The following is a 14,177-nucleotide window of genomic DNA, read 5'->3' on the forward strand; positions in this document are numbered from 1 at the left end:
CGTCTGACCGGTATCGTGCGGCGCAAAATGACACCGGTTTCCTGTCTGGCTAGAATCGACCGTGAACCGTGCCGGGGCCGAACCATCGGCCCGCCCCCTGCTCTGGAGAAGCCATGTACTGCAAGACCCATTACGCCACCCATCCCGATGCCATCAAGGGCGCCAGCAACGATCAGCTGCGCGAGCTGTACCTGCTCGATGGCCTGTTCAACGCCGATGCGGTGACCCTGAAGTACACCCACTACGAGCGCTTCGTGCTAGGCGGCGCCGCGCCGGTCAACGGCCCGCTGGCCCTGCCCGCGCAGACCGAACCGGCCTCCGCCGCCGGCCATCCGTTCCTGGAGCGCCGCGAGCTGGGCATCATCAACGTCGGCAGCGGCACCGGTACGGTCACCGTCGATGGCACCGTGTACACGCTGGGGCCGAAGGATGGCCTGTACGTGGCGATGGGCAGCAAGGACGTCGTCTTCGCTTCGCAGGATGCCGCCAACCCGGCGCAGTTCTACCTGGCCTCGACCCCGGCCCATGCGCGCTTTGAAACCAAGCAGCTGTCGATCAAGGACGCGGTTGCACTCGATCGCGGCGCGCTGGAAACCAGCAACGAGCGCACCATCTACCAGTACATCGTGCCGGCCACCTGCCAGTCCTCGCAGCTGCTGCTGGGCCTGACCGTGCTCAAGCCGGGCAGCGTGTGGAACACCATGCCGCCGCACCTGCACGACCGCCGCAGCGAGGTCTACTTCTACTTCGACCTGGGCGACAGCGACCGCGTCTACCACTTCATGGGCGAGCCGGACGCACAGCGCCACATCGTCATCCAGAACAACGAAGCGGTGGTATCGCCGCCGTGGTCGATCCACATGGGTGCCGGTACCAGCAACTACGCCTTCATCTGGGCGATGGGTGGCGAGAACCTGGATTACACCGACATGCACGTGCTGGACATCTGCCAGCTCAAGTAAGCACTGACAGGCCGCCGCGCACGCTGTGCGGTGGCTGCTTGCCTGCATCACGCACGCCTCTACCAAGGAACGCATACGCAATGACCAATCCCTTCAGCCTGGAAGGAAAAGTCGCTCTGGTAACCGGTGGCAATACCGGCCTGGGCCAGGGTATCGCGGTGGCACTGGCTGCCGCCGGCGCCAATGTCGCGGTGGCCGGCATCGCCCCGCCCACTGAAACCATCGAGAAGATCACCGCGCTGGGCCGCCGCTGCCTGGCCATCGAAGCCAACCTGATCAGCATCGAGCCGGTCGAGCGCGTGGTGCGCGAAACCATCGAGGGCCTCGGCAGGCTGGACATCCTGGTCAACAACGCCGGCCTGATCCGTCGCGCCGATGCAGTGGACTTCAGCGAGCAGGACTGGGACGACGTGATGAACGTCAACATCAAGTCCGCCTTCTTCATCTCGCAGGCCGCCGGCCGCCATTTCATCGCCCAGGGCAGCGGCAAGATCATCAACATCGCCTCGATGCTGTCGTTCCAGGGCGGCGTCCGCGTGCCGTCGTACACCGCCAGCAAGAGCGGCATCGCCGGCATCACCCGCTTGCTGGCCAACGAGTGGGCTGGCAAGGGCGTGAACATCAACGCGATCGCGCCGGGCTACATGGCTACTGACAACACCGCCGCGCTGCGCGCCGATGCAGACCGCAACAAGGCGATTCTGGAGCGCATTCCGGCCGGTCGCTGGGGCAACCCGGAAGATCTGGCCGGTGCGGCGGTGTTCCTGGCCTCGTCGGCGTCGGACTACGTCAACGGCGCAGTGCTGCCGGTCGATGGTGGCTGGTTGGCGCGCTGACGCGCACGGATCTGTAGAGCCGAGCCCATGCTCGGCTGTCGCGCTCTGATCAAAAAACAGCCGAGCGTGGCTCGGCTCTACAGGGGGCTGGCGATGCGAAGGCTGTTGTTGCTGCTGTTGCTGTCGTGCAGCGCCGTGCATGCGGCGCCGGTGCGGCTGTTCATTGCCGGTGATTCCACCGCTGCCGAATACGGCCCCGATCGCGCGCCGCAGGCCGGCTGGGGACAGATGCTGCAGAGCTATCTGGACCCGGCGCGTTTCGAAGTGCACAACCACGCCAAGGGCGGGCGCAGCACGCGCAGCTTCATCGACGAAGGGCGCCTGGATGCGATTGCCGCCGAACTACGTCGTGGCGATGTGTTGCTGATCCAGTTCGGCCACAACGACGCGAAGTTTGAAGATCCCACGCGCTACACCGACCCGGACAGCGACTATCCACAGCTGCTGATGCGTTACGTGCAGGTGGCGCGTGACAAGGGCGCCACACCGGTGCTGGTCACGCCGGTGGCGCGGCTGCTGTACGACTTCGGTTCGCTGCTGGATACGCACGCACGCTACACGCTGGCGATGCAGCAGCTGGCCGCACGCGAACACGTCGCGCTGATCGACCTCAACGACCGCAGCACACGATGGATCCGCGCGCTGGGCGAGCAGGGCGCACGCCCGTACTTCCTGTTCGTGCCGGAGCAGAACAAGGCCGATGGCACGCACTTCAGCGCGGCCGGTGCCACTGCGGTGGCGTGCCTGGTGCTGCGCGAGGCGGTGCAGGTGTTACCGACGCTGCAACCGGCGCTGGTACGCGACATCGACTGCGATGTGATGGGTGCAGGGCAGGGCGGCGATCCTGCGCGACGCTCGCAGGTGGTGCACGAAGACACGCTGGCGCGCGCGCAAGCGGGCCCGCACGGCGGCGCCGGGCCGACCACGGCGTATCCGTTCTTCGCCGATGCGCAGGGCCTGCCATTCGTGCTGCGCAAGCGTGTGCTGCACAAGGGCGCGGGCATCGGCCTGCACCCGCAGCACAAGGACGAGATCTATTACATCGTGAGCGGGCGGGGCAGTTACGTGCTGGATGGGAAGCAGCATGATGTGCAAGCCGGCCATGCGCTGCTGACCCGCACGGGCAGCACGCATGCGCTGCAACAGGTGGGCGAAGAGGATCTGGTGGTGCTGCTGGCGTATCCGCGGTAGCTGAAAAGCAGCCGAGCGTGGGCTCGGCTCTACACGGGTCTGCGCTTATCTGTAGAGCCGAGCCCATGCTCGGCTTGGCTCTACAACGGTTCCGCGCCGAAATGCTTCAGGCCCAATCGCGCAAGGTCTTCCGGGCGGGCGTAGTAGTCGTCCTCGAACGCCTCCAGCGCCTGCTGCTCGTCTTCGCTCATCGCGCCGTACAGGTCGGTCAGTTCCTTGATCGCCGGGTCGTCTTCCAGACGATCCAGCAGCCCGCGCATGCCCGCCAGGATCGTGTGCGTCTGTGTTGCGCCCATCGCCTGCAATGCGCGCAGCGCCAGCTGGCAGGTGGGGTCGCCCCAGTTGCACAGGAACTGCATGAAGCCGCCGTTGTTGATGTCTGCTTCCATGCGCCACAGCGCGACCAGCTGCTGGTCTTCGTCAGACAGCGCATCGAGCGACCAGGCATGCGATTGCAGGCGGGCGAGGGCGGCTTCATAGCGGTCATCCCACACCTGGTTCGGAACATCGACCACGCCGCGCTCCTGCGCCGGCAGCAGCGCCGGCCAGTTCACGCCCAGTCCGTCGGCGGTGGTGACCCACTGCGCACGTTGTTCGGCATTGGCTTCGAACAGGGCTGGCGCCCAGCGCAGCGGCTGCCGGGTGTGGCGGCCATCGGCCAGGGTCAACAGGACGAAGTCGTCGTTGAAGGCAACGTCGGTAACCCGCAGGTCGGTAAACACATCGGTCATGGCCTGCAGGATACCGGAGGCCTGAACCAGGCCCCTTAAACTTCAAAAGCTGCAGACGCTTTTGAAGTTCAGCCGGACCTCTGCTGCCTACTCACACATCCCCACCATCAGCCCAGCCTTCGCCCGTACCGGCCTGGAACACGCGGTCCTCAGCCTGCACATCGCCCGCCGGCAGGTGCGCCTGGTCGGCCAGTGCGGCGTAGATCGGGGTGAAGTCCGGCGATGTCGCCTGCATCAGCTGTTCGAAGCTGTCGATGACGAAGTAGGTCTTCTGGAAAGTGTCGATGCGGTAGCGCGTGCGCATGATCCGCTGCAGGTCGAAACCGATGCGGTTCGGTGCGCCCGACTCCAGCGAGTACAGCGATTCGCCCTTCGACGAGACGATGCCGGCACCGTAGATGCGCATGCCGTCGGGCGTGTCGATCAGGCCGAACTCCACCGTGTACCAGTACAGGCGGGTCAGGTTCTGCAGCGCCTCGGGGCCGATCGCGTGCGCTTTGACGCCACCACGGCCGTACGCCTCCATGTAGTTGGCGAACACCGGGTTCATCAGCAGCGGCACGTGACCGAACAGGTCGTGGAACAGATCCGGTTCGGCGATGTAGTCGATCTGGTCGGGACGGCGGATCCACCAGGTGACCGGGAAACGGCGGTTGGCCAGGTGATCGAAGAAATCCAGCTCTGGCAGCAGGCCTTCCACGCCCACCAGGGTCCAGCCCGTGGCCGCACCGAGCACCTCGTTGAGCTGGTCGAAGCGCGGGATCATGTGCGCGCTCATGCCCATTTCGTCCTGCGCATCCAGGAACTCCTGGCAGGCGCGGCCGACCAGCAGTTCGCGCTGGCGCTGGTACAGCGTGCTCCAGGTGGCGTGGTCGTCGGCGGTATAGGTGTCCCACGGCTGCTCGACGAGCGCGGTGGTGTACACCGGCACGTAGCCCTTGTCGGTCTGCTGGTGTTCGACGCGGCGGGGCTGGGCGAGGTCCATGGAAGACTCCTTGACGGGATACCCACGATGCTAGGGCAGGGGGCGCGCAACAGGGTTGCAAAAGTTGCGTGATTCAGTGCCATTGGCGCAATATCATTGCGTACTCACCATGTTGCGGGGCAGCAATGGCTGGAGAAGTCCACTTCGATCGCACGGATATACGCCTGCTGGACGAAATCCAGCGCGATGGACGCGTCACCAACGCCGAGCTGGCGGCCCGGGTGAACCTGTCGCCCTCGGCCTGCCTGCGGCGCATGCAGCGGCTGGAAAGCGAGGGTGTGATCACCGGCTATGGCGCACGGCTGGAGCCGCGCCAGCTGGGGCTGGGACTGCAGGCCTTCGTGCGCGTGCAGCTGGAAAAGCATGACCAGGCCGCGATCGCGCATTTCGTCGACAGCGTGAAAGGCTGGGACGAGGTGGTGGCCTGCCACGCCCTGACCGGCGACATGGACTACCTGCTGCACGTCTATGTGCGCGATCTGGAGCACTTCTCGCGCTTCCTGCTGGACAGGCTGCTCAACGCCGGCGGTGTGGCCGATGCCAATTCCAGCTTCGTGCTGCGCACGGTGAAGGGTTTCCAGGCATTGCCGTTGTCGCAGCTTGAATGAGCGGGGCGCCGTGATGTTTGACGGCGCGCACGCACTGGCCGAGCATCGTGCCCCGCGGCGGCCGTCAACATGCAGGCAGCGCAGTGATTCCTTCTGGCTCCGGCATGTCTGATACCCCATCCTCGACGTCTTCCCTGGTGTTCCTTCCGCTGCGCGAGCAGAGCCTGCTGCGGCACCTGACCGACGGCACGCCGCCGGACACCCCGCTGGAGCAGGCCGGCCTGCTGGTGGCCATGCTGTGCCGCCGGCAGAAGCAACCGGCCGCCCAGCTGCAGCGCGTGCTGCACGATGCCTGTGCGTTGTTCGCTGCGGATGATGGCCATGCTGCGCAGGCGCAGCTGGCGGCCAGCGCTGGACAGGATGCGCGGGCGCTGGAAGCGTGGCTGGGCGTGCTGGCCGCGCAGGACGTGCTGCTGGCACCGGACGAAGTGATGGAGACAGTGCTGGCAGCGTCGCCGCACGCGTATCCCGGCGCGGACTTCCAGGCGGCCTGCAGGATCACCCTCGAAGAACACACGATCCATTTCCCGGCGACATCGCTGTCCGAAGGCGATGACGAAGACGCCGGCGATGACGGACAGACAGCGCACGCGATCCAGCACAACGGCCTGTTCACCTCCGAACAGGCACGCGTGCTGCGCGCGATCGCGGCCAATCCCGATGAGCTGATCGACCTGCAGGCCTACGCCGGCACCGGCAAGGGCCATCTGGTGCTGGCGCTGCTGCAGGCGCGCCCGGGCCGCTACACCTACGTGGCGCCTACGCGTGGCCAGGTGGAGGCATTCCGCGCGCGGCTGCCGGCTGACGCCGGCACGCGCCTGCTGACCCAGATCGAGTTCGCCAACACGATCGCCCGCCACGCCGCCGCCAACGGCCTGACCGGCGGCTTCGTACCCACCTACCGGCAGAGCACGCTGACCCTGCGCGAAGCGGCTGCCCGCCTCGGTCTCCCAGCCATCGGCGCGCGCCGGCCGGACCAGGTGCTGATGATCGCCCTGGACGCCATCAACCGCTGGTGCGCATCGTCAGCGCCGAACCTGCAGGCCTGGCATTTCCAGCGTTCGCTGGCCGCAGCGCAGCTGGAAGCCACGCCGTTCATTGCGGCCACGGAGTTCGTCTGGCGCTGCATGTTCGATGCGGTCGTTCAGAAGGGCGGCTGCCTGCGGCTGGATGCCGGGCATATCGGCAAATGGCTGGCGCTGCGTGGCGTGCCGCTGCCGGTGTCGCTGGGAATGGTGCTGGTCGATGAGGCGCACGATCTCAGCCCGGCATGGAAACAGCTGCTGGCTACCCACGCGCCCGGCGTGGTCAGCCTGGGCGATCCGCATCAGCGGTTGAGCGGACGTGTACAGCGCTGGTCATCGGCGAAAACGCTGGAGATGCACCAGTCGGTGCGCCAGGGACGCCAGGTCGATGCGCTGGTCAACCAGTCGCTGGTGCTGGACGACCTCGGCGAGCCGGCACCGTTCATGGGGGCCAGCGACCGCGCCACCGGCCTGCGCCGCTATGACGACTGGTCGGTGGTACCCAGCACCGGCGCCCGCGTGTACGGCAGCCTGTGGCGGATGCTGCTGGAAGCCAACGCGCTGGTCGCCCGCGGCGCGCGCGTGCATCTGCACCCGGCATCGCGGCAGGCGCTGTTGAAAGAGGTGGATGGTCCGATCGATGCATGGCGCAGCGCCGCCGGTGGCGGCCCGGGGCAACGCTGGGAAAGCTTCGTGCAGGTCTGCGCCAAGCGTGGACAGGCGGATATCCCCGCGCTGTTTGCCGGTGGCTTCGATGCTGCGGCGTTGCAGCGCCTGCTCGGGCAGCTGGTCGATGCGGACGAGGCCAGCATCGTGCTGTGCCTGGCCCAGCATGCCAAGAACCTGCAGTTCGCCACGGTGTCCATGGCGCCGTGCTGCTTCGACAGCGGCCATGATGCGCGCGCGCTGCACAGCCCGGTGCGCGCAGCCTACGTGGCGATCACCCGTGCCCAGCAGCAGCTGTGGCTGCCGGGGGACGCGATGGAGCAGTTGCAGCTGAGCGCACAGCGGCATGACCGGGCGGTCGATGAGCGGCGCCGGCAGCGACGCCTGGCCAGTGGCTACCCACCGCCGCGGCGCTGAGCGCCACGGTCGATCAATCCGCGTGCTTCAGCACTTTTCCTTGCGGCCCATCAGCTTGCCCAGGCGCGAAGGTTCGTCGCACTTCGGCGCAGCCACCGGTGCCGGCGCCAATGCGGCGGCGCGGGCCTTCTGCAGCTGCTGGATCTTGGCGCGGATCTGCGGCATCGCCGCCATCGCGGCCTTCTCGCCCTCCAGGATGGCAGTGCCACGCTGGCTGAAATCGGCAGCGCCGATGTCCAGCACCTTCGGCCGGATCACGATGTCGGCGCGTGCCAGTTCCTGCTCGCCCAGGCGCTGGCCCATGATCGAGATCGACTGGTTGACGATGCCGAGCATGCCGGTCGGCGCCTTGCCGCTGGCCTTGCTGGAGATGTCCACGGCGATCACGAATTCGGCGCCGAGCTGGCGCGCGGCATCCACCGGCACCGGGCTGACCACGCCGCCGTCGATGTAGTTGCGGCCACCGATCTTCACCGGCTCGAACACGCCCGGGATGCTGCTGGACGCGCGCACCGCCTGACCGACGTTGCCGCGCACGAAGATCGAACGCTCGCCGGTTTCCAGCTGGGTGGCGACGGCAGCGAACGGCTTCTTCAGGCGCTCGGCCGGGCGGTTGGCCACCTGTTCGTTGACGTAGTCCTGCAGCTTCTGGCCCTGCACCAGGCCACCGGAGAACAGGCGTACGTCGCGGATGCTGGCTTCATCCAGCGCCACCGCCTTGCTCTGCATCTGGAAGGCGTCCATGCCGCTGGCATACAGGGCGCCGACCACGCTGCCGGCACTGGTGCCGGACACCACCACCGGTTCGAAGCCGTTGGCCTCGAGCATCTTGATCACGCCGATATGCGCAAAACCCTTGGCCGCGCCGCCGCCGAGCGCGATGCCGATCTTCACCGGCTTGGCCTGCGGCACCAGGGTGGGCTGCGCGGGCGGGGTGGGGCGGACCTCTTCACCACCGCAGCCGGCCAGCAGGCCGAGCAGGGCGACGGACAGCAGCACACGGGGGCGGAACAGGCTCATCGGCAGTGCGCTCGCGGCGCCGGATTCAGGAAAGGGCGCCAGCATACCGAAGGCGTGGCGGAGCGGGCAGGGTGGGGCGACTCCCCATTCATGAAATGCGGGCGGTAGATGCCGACCTTGGCCGGCGCTTGCACAATCCAGTGCCGACCAAGGTCGGCACCTACCGATATCCCGCGGTCAGAACCGGCGCGGTGTCCAGCCTCCGGCCCGCTCAGCCCAGCAGCGAACTCTCGCCGCGGCTCTTGCCGCCGCCCTGCGGCGCGGCCATCCACATGCGCCCGGCCAGGCGCGAGAACGGCAGCGACTGCAGCCAGACCTTGCCCGGCCCGGTCAGGGTGGCCAGGAACACGCCTTCGCCACCGAACAGCACGCTTCGGATGCCTTTGACCCGGCGCACGTCCATGTCCACGGTCGGGTGATAGGCGACGATGCAGCCGGTATCGACATCCAGGCGTTCGCCGGCGGCCAGCTCACGCTCGACCACGCAGCCGCCAGCATGGATGAACACCCAGCCGTCGCCTTCCAGCTTCTGCATGATGAAACCTTCGCCGCCGAACAGGCCGGTCATGATCTTGCGCTGGAACTGCACGCCGATCTGCACGCCGCGCGCACCCGCCAGGAAGCTGTCCTTCTGGCAGATCAGGCGACCGCCGTGCTGGTCCAGCTTCATCGCCAGCACCGTGCCGGGATAGGGCGCGGCGAAGGCGACCTTGCCGCGGCCCTGGCCGGTCTGCGTGTAGACGGTGGCAAACAGGCTCTCACCGGTCAGCACGCGCTTGCCGGCGGCCATCACCTTGTCCATGAAACCGCTGCCCTGGCCACCGCGTGCGCCGCCGCCGAAGACGGTATCCATCTGCACCGAAGCGTCCTTGAACATCAGCGCGCCGGCCTCGGCCACCGCACCTTCGCCAGGGTCCAGTTCGATTTCCACGAACTGCATTTCATGGCCGACGATGCGGAAATCGATGCGGTCGGCACGGCCGCCGGTTGATGCTGTTGCGGCTGCGGGCATGGCTGCGGGCATCGGCGGCGGCGCTGCCGTCGCGGCGCCGGCCTGCTGCAGGCCGACGATTTCGGACACCGGTGTCCACCCTGTCATGCCCTGGCACCAGGCCAACGCGCGTGGATTGGCCTGTGCGAAGCGGCGCGCGGCCTCCTCGTCGAACGGACCGACACGGTCGGCCTGGCCGGGAGCATGGAAGTACCACTGGGTCATCGCAGCAGGTCCGTTGCGGGGGAAAACCCCGAGTCTAGCGGCAGCTTCCGGCGGCGCGGGAGGCGGCCATGAACGATCGGCATTTGCGGGGGAGGTGCTGTATTGCAACAATTATCTGGTAGCGCCGTTTTACCACCCCTCCAAACACAGCCTACCGCCATGTCTCCGACCCGTACTTCCCGTGGCCGCTCTCCGGTCGCGCGCCCGCTCGTTGTCGCTCTTTCCGCCCTGCTGCCGCTGGTAGCAGCCGCCCAGGAAACCCCCGCCGCCAAGGATCCGGTCGCCCTCGATGCGCTGCAGGTGACTGCACAGCGTCGCGTCGAGAACGCCAAGGACGTACCGGTTGCGATCAGCGCGATCCAGGGCGAAAAGCTCGACGTGCTCGGTTCGGCGGGCGATGACATCCGCTTCCTTGCTGCGCGCGTGCCGAGCCTCAACATCGAGTCTTCCTACGGCCGTGCCTTCCCGCGCTTCTACATCCGCGGCCTGGGCAACACCGATTTCGACCTCAACGCTTCGCAGCCGGTCTCGCTGGTGTACGACGATGTGGTGCAGGAAAGCCCGCTGCTGAAGGGCTTCCCGCTGTTCGACCTGGCCGGTGTGGAAGTGCTGCGCGGTCCGCAGGGCACCCTGTTCGGGCGCAACACCCCGGCCGGCGTGGTCAAGTTCGATTCGGCGCGTCCGTCGCAGGATGCCGATGGCTACGTGCGCGTGGGCTATGGCACCTACAACAGCTGGAATGTGCAGGGCGCCTACGGCGGCCCGCTGACCGACCGCTGGTCCGCACGCGTGTCGGCCATCTACCAGCGTCGCGACGACTGGGTCGACAACACCCGTGCCGGTGCGCCCAACAGCGGCTTCGAAGGCTATGACGAAGCCGCCGGCCGCGTGCAGTTCCTGTACGAAGGCGATGATTTCGAAGCGCTGTTCAACCTGCACAAGCGCAAGCTCAACGGCACCGCCCGCCTGTTCCGCGCCAACATCATCGAGAAGGGCGGCAACGCGCTGGTCGAGAATTTCGACCGCGACAAGGTCGCCAACGACGGCGTCAATTTCTCCGACCTGGAAACCTGGGGCGGCAGCGCGCGCCTGCAGTGGAACCTCGGTTCGGTGACCCTGCATTCGATCACCGGCTATGAGACCGCCGAATCGCTCAACCGTGGCGACATCGACGGTGGCTACGGCGCAGCGTTCCTCGGCGCGGGCAACTCCGGCCCGGGCCTGATTCCGTTCTCGTCCGAGTCGGCCGACGGCCTGCCGCACCACCGCCAGTGGACCCAGGAATTCCGCGTGGAATCCAACGAATGGGGCCGCTTCGACTGGCAGGCCGGCGTCTTCTACTTCGATGAAGACGTCACCATCAACAACTTCAACTATGACTCGCTGACGCCGGGCAATCCGCAGACCGGCCACGTGGTGCAGCAGCAGCGCAACAAGGCGTGGGCGGTGTTCGCTTCGGGCGACTTCGATGTCACCGACCGCTTCAAGCTGCGTGCCGGTGTGCGCTACACGCAGGACAAGAAGGACTTCAGCGCCAGCGTGCTGCAGGCCGTGCCGTTCGGTACCCCGGTCAGTGGCCCGTACCTGGCCAACACCGACGTCAACGACGTCAGCTGGGATGTCAGCGGCGTGTACAAGCTGACCGACAACGTCAATGCCTATGCACGCGTGGCCAAGGGCTTCCGCGCACCGTCGATCCAGGGTCGCCTGGCGTTCGCGCCGGGTCTGTCGCAGGCCGATTCGGAGAAGGTGATTTCGTACGAAGCGGGCATCAAGGCCGACCTGTTCGAGCGTCGCGCGCGCCTGGGCTTCAGCGTGTTCCGCTACGACGTGGACGGACAGCAGCTGATCGCCGTGGGTGGCACCAACAACACCGCCACTCTGCTCAATGCCGACAAGACCATCGGCCAGGGCGTGGAGCTGGACCTGGAAGCCTATCTGGCCGACAACGTCCTGCTGACCTTCGGCAGCAGCTACAACGACACCGAGATCAAGGACAAGAACCTGGCGGTGGCGGTCTGCGGTGGCGGCTGCACCATCACCGACCCGACCACGATCATCAATGGCGGCACCTACGCCCTGGTCAACGGCAATCCGCTGCCGCAGGCGCCGAAGTGGATCCACAACGCGACCCTGCGCGTGGGCTTCCCGCTCAGCGATGGCAGCGAGCTGTATGCCTACACCGACTGGGCCTACCGCAGTGCGGTCAACTTCTTCATCTACGAGTCGCCGGAGTTCCGTGGCCGCAGCTCGCTGGAAGGTGGCCTGCGCCTGGGCTACAACTGGGATTACGGCCAGTACGACGTGGCCGTGTTCGGCCGCAACCTGACCAACCAGACCCGCGTGGTCGGCGCGATCGACTTCAACAACCTGACCGGCTTCCTCAATGAGCCGCGTACCTGGGGCGTGGAGTTCACCGCGAAGTTCTGATGCGGTTGCTGCGGTAATGCAATGAAGAAGGGCCGGCGCAACGCCGGCCCTTCTGTTTTTTGCTTCCTGTAGAGCCGAGCCTGCGCTCGGCTGCTCTGAGCCGAGCATGGCTCGGCTCTACAGAGGCATGGCTTACAGCGCGCTCTGCGGGCGAACCTTCAGCACCGCGTTCTCGGTGGCGCAGTCACGGCTGGAATGCAGGCCGGCCTTGCGCGCGGCAGCGATTTCCCTGCGTGCGGCCAGCAGATCCTTGTTGAACGCAGCGTTGTCATGCAGGCGGGCAACAGCGGTTGCGCCCATGAAGCGGCCTTCGAGGATGTCGCTCTGCCAGTGCACGTTGCACACCAGGCGGCTCTCGCCGTAGTTGCGGCCACGTGCCTGGATGGCATCGGCGCGGTCCGGTGCGATCTCCGACAGGATCAATGCCCATGCCCAGCCGATCGAGGTGTGGCCGGACGGGTAGGAACCGTTGCTGCGCAGACCCTCCTCATCCTTCGGCGAGCAGGTCGGCTCGCCGTTGACCATGAACGGACGCGGGCGCTGGTACTTGTTCTTGGCGGCCTTGGTGGCAGCACTGGCGTCGATGCGGCTGCGCTCCAGCAGGCGGTACAGGGCCGGGGTCTTCACTGCATCGACGTCGATGTCGGCGGCGCAGGAAAAGTGGTTGGCGCCTTCCGGGAAGCCCAATTCGGCATCGACACTTGCCTGGGCGAAACGCGGGCTGCCGCGCAGCGCACGTGCCTCGCGGCTGACCTGCTCATCCAGCGCGAAGGCGGCCGAGCCGGCGGCCGGTGGCGCAGGCACCAGATCGATGCTGGCCGGCACTGCGGTCTTGTCCAGGTAGCCCACGGCCTTGGTGGTGATGTTGGCTTCGACCGCGGTCGGCTTGCTGGCGGTGGCGGCACAGCCGGCCAGCGACAGCGCGATGGCCAGGCCGAGCAACGGACGGGCAGGGGGGAGGATCGACGACATGGGCAGACTCGGGCTGGGAACTCGCTGGCCATGATCGCAGCCTCGATTGCCGGCCGCAGCGTCCATCAGTCATACGGCCAGACCCGGCATGGTCAGACGCTGGGCGATGAAAACAGTCATCAATTGTCGGCAATCTCCTGAATCCGGGCGCAGCGCACGGACTTTCACGCGCTGCCGCCATGAGCATCAGGTCACAGCCGGGCCGGGGGGATCCGCTGAAAGGGAGAGAAGCGATGCGCAGCACCGCAACAGGAAGTACCGTTCTGGCCCTGGTCCTGGGGTTGGCCGCCGCCCCGGCGCAGGCCGCCGACGTCTACGGCGTGGCCTTCGTGCATGGCACCGGCGCGCAGACCAATGCCACGCAGGACTACTGGCAGCCGGCGATCATCGACACCGTCCGCCAGGGCCTGCCGAACAGCAGCAATTACGTGGTCATCAACTGCGACTTCACCCAGTACATGTGGAAGCCGGAAGCGGCCGGCTGCCTGGCCAACCAGCTCACCGGCTTCATCGACAGCCGTGGCATCACCCAGCTGGTGGTGATCACCCACTCCAACGGCGGCAACGTGATGCGCTGGATCCTGTCCAACCCCACCTACGACAGCCGCTACCCGAAGATCATCAACCGGGTGCGCAAGGTCACTGCGCTGGCGCCCTCGTCGGCAGGTACGCCGCTGGCCGACGCCGTGCTCAACGGCAATACCTTCGAAACCTCGCTGGGTTGGCTGCTGGGCTACAAGAGCGATGCCGTGCGCATGCAGCAGGTGGGACACATGGCCACCTACAACGCGCAGAACCTGTACGGCACCGCCGGCCGCCCGGCCCTGCCCAAGCCATTCCGCGCCGTGGTCGGCAGCGATGTCGAATCGGCGGTGTGGGACAGCAACAGCTACTGCGGTGGCTATGCCGCCAACGTCGGCCTGGAGTTCACCCAGAACTGGCTGTCGTCGTGCTCGGACGGTTTCCTGGAATGCAGCAGCCAGAAGGCGGCCGGCACCCTGTGGTTCACCGACAAGGCGCGCACCCAAGGCGCCGAGCCGCTCAGCCACAACCAGAGCCGCCGCGAGTGCTTCGGCCTCGGCGGCATCCTGCGCAACGACCTGACCCAGTGAGGGAGA

Annotated in this window: 12 protein-coding genes; 7 read left to right on the forward strand and 5 right to left on the reverse strand. The window is 66.7% G+C overall.

Annotated elements, in window-relative coordinates; translation table 11 throughout:
- The first annotated feature begins 113 nt into the window (after positions 1-113).
- The 3 genes from kduI (at position 114) to CR156_RS20050 (ending at position 2,989) form a co-directional block, all read left to right on the forward strand.
- Complete coding sequence (gene kduI / locus CR156_RS20040) at positions 114-962, forward strand: 5-dehydro-4-deoxy-D-glucuronate isomerase (protein ID WP_089241851.1); 849 nt, start codon at positions 114-116, stop codon at positions 960-962.
- A gap of 80 nt (positions 963-1,042) precedes the next feature.
- The gene (gene kduD, locus CR156_RS20045; protein ID WP_100554298.1) at positions 1,043-1,798 is read left to right on the forward strand and encodes a 2-dehydro-3-deoxy-D-gluconate 5-dehydrogenase KduD; all 756 of its coding nucleotides are present in this window, start codon (positions 1,043-1,045) and stop codon (positions 1,796-1,798) included.
- A 93-nt stretch (positions 1,799-1,891) separates the two neighbouring features.
- The gene (locus CR156_RS20050) at positions 1,892-2,989 is read left to right on the forward strand and encodes a GDSL-type esterase/lipase family protein (protein WP_100554299.1); all 1,098 of its coding nucleotides are present in this window, start codon (positions 1,892-1,894) and stop codon (positions 2,987-2,989) included.
- An 80-nt stretch (positions 2,990-3,069) separates the two neighbouring features.
- Here CR156_RS20050 and CR156_RS20055 read toward each other — a convergent pair whose 3' ends face one another.
- Both CR156_RS20055 and phhA read right to left on the reverse strand, forming a co-directional pair.
- Positions 3,070-3,720, reverse strand: coding sequence for a DMP19 family protein (locus tag CR156_RS20055; RefSeq protein ID WP_100554300.1), 651 nt, complete (start codon positions 3,718-3,720; stop codon positions 3,070-3,072).
- Between the two features lie 91 nt (positions 3,721-3,811).
- Positions 3,812-4,705 (reverse strand): phenylalanine 4-monooxygenase, encoded by an 894-nt coding sequence (gene phhA / locus CR156_RS20060; protein WP_100554301.1) that lies wholly within the window; start codon positions 4,703-4,705, stop codon positions 3,812-3,814.
- A gap of 125 nt (positions 4,706-4,830) precedes the next feature.
- Between phhA and CR156_RS20065 the strand changes: the two genes are divergently transcribed.
- Both CR156_RS20065 and CR156_RS20070 read left to right on the forward strand, forming a co-directional pair.
- Positions 4,831-5,313 carry an Lrp/AsnC family transcriptional regulator gene (locus CR156_RS20065; RefSeq protein ID WP_089241843.1) on the forward strand — a complete coding sequence of 161 codons (483 nt, stop codon included), beginning with the start codon at positions 4,831-4,833 and terminating at the stop codon, positions 5,311-5,313.
- Positions 5,314-5,417: 104 nt separating this feature from the next.
- The gene (locus tag CR156_RS20070) at positions 5,418-7,421 is read left to right on the forward strand and encodes a hypothetical protein (protein WP_100554302.1); all 2,004 of its coding nucleotides are present in this window, start codon (positions 5,418-5,420) and stop codon (positions 7,419-7,421) included.
- Positions 7,422-7,448: 27 nt separating this feature from the next.
- On the opposite strand, the gene CR156_RS20075 is transcribed toward CR156_RS20070, so the two are convergent.
- The gene (locus tag CR156_RS20075) at positions 7,449-8,441 is read right to left on the reverse strand and encodes a patatin-like phospholipase family protein (RefSeq protein ID WP_100554303.1); all 993 of its coding nucleotides are present in this window, start codon (positions 8,439-8,441) and stop codon (positions 7,449-7,451) included.
- A 211-nt stretch (positions 8,442-8,652) separates the two neighbouring features.
- Positions 8,653-9,657 carry a TIGR00266 family protein gene (locus tag CR156_RS20080; protein WP_100554304.1) on the reverse strand — a complete coding sequence of 335 codons (1,005 nt, stop codon included), beginning with the start codon at positions 9,655-9,657 and terminating at the stop codon, positions 8,653-8,655.
- 159 nt (positions 9,658-9,816) lie between these two features.
- On the opposite strand from CR156_RS20080, the gene CR156_RS20085 reads away from it, so the two are divergent.
- A complete protein-coding gene (locus tag CR156_RS20085) occupies positions 9,817-12,087 on the forward strand; it encodes a TonB-dependent receptor (RefSeq protein ID WP_100554305.1) in 2,271 nt (756 codons plus the stop codon).
- Between the two features lie 132 nt (positions 12,088-12,219).
- Here CR156_RS20085 and CR156_RS20090 read toward each other — a convergent pair whose 3' ends face one another.
- Complete coding sequence (locus tag CR156_RS20090; RefSeq protein ID WP_100554306.1) at positions 12,220-13,059, reverse strand: acid phosphatase; 840 nt, start codon at positions 13,057-13,059, stop codon at positions 12,220-12,222.
- A gap of 233 nt (positions 13,060-13,292) precedes the next feature.
- On the opposite strand from CR156_RS20090, the gene CR156_RS20095 reads away from it, so the two are divergent.
- Entirely contained in the window at positions 13,293-14,171 is an 879-nt protein-coding gene (locus CR156_RS20095; protein WP_100554307.1) for a hypothetical protein, read from the forward strand.
- Positions 14,172-14,177: the final 6 nt, after the last annotated feature.

This window comes from Stenotrophomonas lactitubi, from assembly GCF_002803515.1.
Taxonomy (GTDB): Bacteria; Pseudomonadota; Gammaproteobacteria; order Xanthomonadales; family Xanthomonadaceae; genus Stenotrophomonas; species Stenotrophomonas lactitubi.

What these genes read in the sequence shown, in the direction of transcription:
- kduI (WP_089241851.1), top strand. Translation starts at nt 114, where the DNA reads ATGTACTGCAAGACCCATTACGCCACCCATCCCGATGCCATCAAGGGC.
- kduD (WP_100554298.1), top strand. Translation starts at nt 1,043, where the DNA reads ATGACCAATCCCTTCAGCCTGGAAGGAAAAGTCGCTCTGGTAACCGGT.
- CR156_RS20050 (WP_100554299.1), top strand. Translation starts at nt 1,892, where the DNA reads ATGCGAAGGCTGTTGTTGCTGCTGTTGCTGTCGTGCAGCGCCGTGCAT.
- CR156_RS20055 (WP_100554300.1), bottom strand. Translation starts at nt 3,720, where the DNA reads ATGACCGATGTGTTTACCGACCTGCGGGTTACCGACGTTGCCTTCAAC.
- phhA (WP_100554301.1), bottom strand. Translation starts at nt 4,705, where the DNA reads ATGGACCTCGCCCAGCCCCGCCGCGTCGAACACCAGCAGACCGACAAG.
- CR156_RS20065 (WP_089241843.1), top strand. Translation starts at nt 4,831, where the DNA reads ATGGCTGGAGAAGTCCACTTCGATCGCACGGATATACGCCTGCTGGAC.
- CR156_RS20070 (WP_100554302.1), top strand. Translation starts at nt 5,418, where the DNA reads ATGTCTGATACCCCATCCTCGACGTCTTCCCTGGTGTTCCTTCCGCTG.
- CR156_RS20075 (WP_100554303.1), bottom strand. Translation starts at nt 8,441, where the DNA reads ATGAGCCTGTTCCGCCCCCGTGTGCTGCTGTCCGTCGCCCTGCTCGGC.
- CR156_RS20080 (WP_100554304.1), bottom strand. Translation starts at nt 9,657, where the DNA reads ATGACCCAGTGGTACTTCCATGCTCCCGGCCAGGCCGACCGTGTCGGT.
- CR156_RS20085 (WP_100554305.1), top strand. Translation starts at nt 9,817, where the DNA reads ATGTCTCCGACCCGTACTTCCCGTGGCCGCTCTCCGGTCGCGCGCCCG.
- CR156_RS20090 (WP_100554306.1), bottom strand. Translation starts at nt 13,059, where the DNA reads ATGTCGTCGATCCTCCCCCCTGCCCGTCCGTTGCTCGGCCTGGCCATC.
- CR156_RS20095 (WP_100554307.1), top strand. Translation starts at nt 13,293, where the DNA reads ATGCGCAGCACCGCAACAGGAAGTACCGTTCTGGCCCTGGTCCTGGGG.